Source organism: Dorea sp. AGR2135, from assembly GCF_000420885.1.
GTDB lineage: Bacteria > Bacillota > Clostridia > Lachnospirales > Lachnospiraceae > Dorea > Dorea formicigenerans.
The window spans coordinates 1-3,237 of the sequence record NZ_ATVU01000063.1 but is presented as its reverse complement, the minus strand read 5'-3'; the positions used below and the strand labels follow the sequence as shown (position 1 = coordinate 3,237).

The 3,237-nt window shown below is 37.1% G+C and carries 6 protein-coding genes and 1 pseudogene; 2 read left to right on the top strand and 5 right to left on the bottom strand.

The features are described from left to right. Positions 1 to 35: 35 nt before the first annotated feature. Both G593_RS0118150 and G593_RS0118145 read right to left on the bottom strand, forming a co-directional pair. Positions 36 to 329: a hypothetical protein gene (locus G593_RS0118150; RefSeq protein ID WP_029732596.1), complete on the bottom strand. Its 294-nt coding sequence runs from the start codon at positions 327 to 329 to the stop codon at positions 36 to 38. 3 nt (positions 330 to 332) lie between these two features. Next, positions 333 to 1,034: a lantibiotic protection ABC transporter ATP-binding protein gene (locus G593_RS0118145; protein ID WP_026649306.1), complete on the bottom strand. Its 702-nt coding sequence runs from the start codon at positions 1,032 to 1,034 to the stop codon at positions 333 to 335. Between the two features lie 118 nt (positions 1,035 to 1,152). Between G593_RS0118145 and G593_RS18950 the strand changes: the two are divergent. Then, a pseudogene (locus G593_RS18950) lies at positions 1,153 to 1,407 on the top strand (transcriptional regulator); the annotation flags it as partial. Between the two features lie 64 nt (positions 1,408 to 1,471). Here the strand turns inward: G593_RS18950 and G593_RS0118135 are convergent. After that, entirely contained in the window at positions 1,472 to 2,017 is a 546-nt protein-coding gene (locus tag G593_RS0118135) for a DUF6040 family protein (protein WP_255348548.1), read from the bottom strand. A 125-nt stretch (positions 2,018 to 2,142) separates the two neighbouring features. On the opposite strand from G593_RS0118135, the gene G593_RS0118130 reads away from it, so the two are divergent. Beyond that, on the top strand, positions 2,143 to 2,547 hold the full coding sequence (locus G593_RS0118130; protein ID WP_044994868.1) for a helix-turn-helix transcriptional regulator: 405 nt from the start codon (positions 2,143 to 2,145) through the stop codon (positions 2,545 to 2,547). 180 nt (positions 2,548 to 2,727) lie between these two features. Here the strand turns inward: G593_RS0118130 and G593_RS19980 are convergent, their stop codons facing one another. Both G593_RS19980 and G593_RS20625 read right to left on the bottom strand, forming a co-directional pair. Next, positions 2,728 to 2,919: a hypothetical protein gene (locus G593_RS19980; protein WP_242827141.1), complete on the bottom strand. Its 192-nt coding sequence runs from the start codon at positions 2,917 to 2,919 to the stop codon at positions 2,728 to 2,730. Positions 2,920 to 3,046: 127 nt separating this feature from the next. Beyond that, on the bottom strand, positions 3,047 to 3,237 hold a 191-nt coding region (locus G593_RS20625), incomplete at its 5' end, for a hypothetical protein (protein ID WP_207637201.1).

Genomic DNA, 3,237 nt, shown 5'->3' with positions numbered 1-3,237 from the left:
ATAATTTCTGATTTTTGGCTACCTTAACCCACCGTCTAAAGCCAGTGGGATTGCGGTAGCCTTATTTCAAATCTCGAAAGGTTTACAGGCATAGAAAATACCGAATAGTATTTCCCGGCGTTTTCTTCTTTTCTGTGTGACAAAGAACACAAAATTGCGATTCCTCCCGGAAGCAGGAACGCATACCACCAATAAAGCGTCATGTACTGATACCCCATATATCCACCCATAAGCCACGCAAAAATGGCCGTAATTAGCGGAACAATGAAAATCAGTTTGTTCGATATTGTCCTCTTGAATTTCAAATGTTCTGATTTTAGATAGTCCATGCCTTAACCCTCCCTGTGATTGCTTTTTACAACGTCCATAAAAAGCTGTTCCAAATTTTCGTTTGCATTAAGTTTCCCCTCATAGCCTAAGACGCCGCCCGCAATAATGCCGATGTGGTCAGCGGTCTGTTGTACCTCGGAGAGAATATGACTTGATAAGATAACGGTAATACCCTTTGCAGGAAAGGAACGGATAAGCTCTCTAAGTTCTTCAATCCCAATCGGGTCAAGCCCGTTGGTTGGTTCATCAAGTATGAGCAGCTTCGGGTTGTTTAGTAATGCAACTGCAATTCCAAGACGCTGTTTCATACCAAGAGAAAACTGTCCGGCTCTTTTCTTGCCTGTTTCCGTCAGCCGGACGATTTGCAGCACTTCATCAATCCGCTTATCTGTCAGCCCTAAAATAGTAGTCCTTACTTTCAGATTTTCATAGGCGGTCAAATTTTCATAAAGCGGCGGCATTTCAATTAACGCTCCGATATGGTTTAAGTCGCTGCGTTTCCATGCGTGGCCGTCAAACTCAATACTCCCAGATGTGGGCCTCAAAATACCTGTTATCATTTTGAGTGTTGTAGATTTTCCGGCTCCATTTGGTCCTAACAATCCATAGACGGAATTTCTTTCAATGTTCAACGATATGTTATTTACGGCTGTCTGCCCGTTGAACGATTTGCAGAGATTTGTTGTTTTCAAGATTATACTCATATTTTGTACTGTCCTTTCTTTTGATTATGCTAAAAGGATAGCTACAAATTTTGAAGATTTCATAAAGAAAATAGAATTTCCCTGAATACATAATGAGAAATATTTGGGTCAATGATAGGAAATGTATCTTTCTCCCCGTTATCTCGCTAATATCGAGAATAACGGGCAACATCCGAGCCTCCAAATCTTTTTTGAACTTATGCTTCGTTACAATATATCCGTAGACCAGTTTCTTTTAGATACGCCCACCGGAAAAGATACAAAATGGCGGCAGCTTGACGCTCTCCTTGATGATATGAGCGATAACGGCATACGAATTGTAACAGCAACTGCAAAAGAAATTTCAGAAGGCATAAAAATCACAAAACTGTGATTTTTCCTAATCCCGATTTGGAAGAATATATTATAAACTTGCTTGTCTATTTAGTAGCATGGATTCAATTGCATGTCAGGGACGCCCGGTACACTCTGAGCAACACGATTCCCATATTGGCAAACACAAATAACAGGATCAAATTCACAGGTAGATACCCTCTGATTACATCTCCAAGCACTGCTATCCCTGAAAGGCTTCCTATCAAAAACATTTGTGAAATTTCGTTCCACCTTTTTTTGTATTGTTTTATTGTTTCCATAATTATCACCATTAAGATTCCCACTATGAAAAGCACAGCTACGATTGCCAGAATCCTGATAACCCATACTTCTCCACCTGCATATGCTATTTTCTGGTTAAATCCATTATCATAAGTTGGGTATACCAGCCATTTACAAAATCGAACATACCACATGAATGGAGTCATGAAAAAATCTATGAAATCATGTTGAAAAGCACCATTCTGTAGAATTGCAAACAGAGCTACCGTAATGTATCCCATTCCCCAGAAATACTCCATAGCCTTCATGTTTTTCGTTCTGTCCCTTACTTCTTTTTTCGCTTTACGAATTTCCAGTTTTTGGACATTATAAAAGAGATTACCCACGGAACGGTTTTTTTATTTACCGAACGAGGTAATATTTTTATCGAATTTATAGTTCATACTATATGCAATTTTAACACATTCTAAATTTACAACATGAAGTATAAACTCATGCTAGGTGATTTAAAATGAGAAAAACAAAAGAAACACATACTTTTGATTTCAGACCGCTAGGGCTGGCAATCAGAGAAGCCCGTGAAAAAGCGGGACTTTCTCGTAATGATTTAGGTGATAAGGTATTCTATGGAGAACGTCATATCGCAGATATTGAAAATGTTGGTTCACACCCAAGTTTTCAATTATTCCATGATTTAGTTACCATGTTCAATATATCAGTTGATGAATATTTCTATCCAACGGAGAAAGTTGAAAAAAATACAGCCCGCCGTCAGATAGATTCGTCACTTGATTTATTGAGTGATAACAAATTAAAAATCATTCAAGGTACGATTGACGGTATCTTGAACAGCAGAGAAAATAAAATGTTGCTTTATCAAAACACTCAACAGCACCTAAGGACTTTGCCATATTAAATATGTGTCTATCAACAGAAGTTGTCATTATACAGATGGGTACATTTTTTGTGAATTCATGTTGAAGTAATGCCGTACCTGTATCTTTACTTTATATCCTTTACCTTTGAGAACTTTACATAATAATTCTCTATAAATAGCTGAATCTTCTACAATCAATATATTTTTCATAAGCACCTCTTACATAAAAGTGAGTATTAAGCCAAAAATTAAAATGCCAACCATAAGTAGCCCCAAAAAGCCGCAAATACATAAAGCAATAATTGAAAATACATCTCTACGTTTTGGGTTTTTTACTACTGAAATTGAAAGACCTAAACCCAATAATATTGAAATTACATTTAATGCTGTTAATCCCCATTTGAAGCCCACCTATAATTTTTCCTGAAAAAAGGGAAATCAATAATGTGATAAATGGTAACAGCGAAATGACCAATGCAACAACGCTTAATTTACTTTTTTCATTTTATATTACCTCATTTCTTTTCTTCCAAAGTATTTAACAGAAACACGTATCGCAAAGGCTGATATAATTACAGCACACGGTACAAACGGAAATAATGATAGTGTACTTCCTGTATCTGTCGTTGTTACTGTGTTCGAGCATCTTGTGGATCTTACGGAACCAATCTGTCAGGCTATTGATTCCGCCAAAGCTGATATGACCATTTTTGATTCTTCTGGAATTGA

Coding starts and splice junctions, on each gene's coding strand:
- G593_RS0118150 (WP_029732596.1), bottom strand. CDS start 329: ATGGACTATCTAAAATCAGAACATTTGAAATTCAAGAGGACAATATCG.
- G593_RS0118145 (WP_026649306.1), bottom strand. CDS start 1,034: ATGAGTATAATCTTGAAAACAACAAATCTCTGCAAATCGTTCAACGGG.
- G593_RS0118130 (WP_044994868.1), top strand. CDS start 2,143: ATGAGAAAAACAAAAGAAACACATACTTTTGATTTCAGACCGCTAGGG.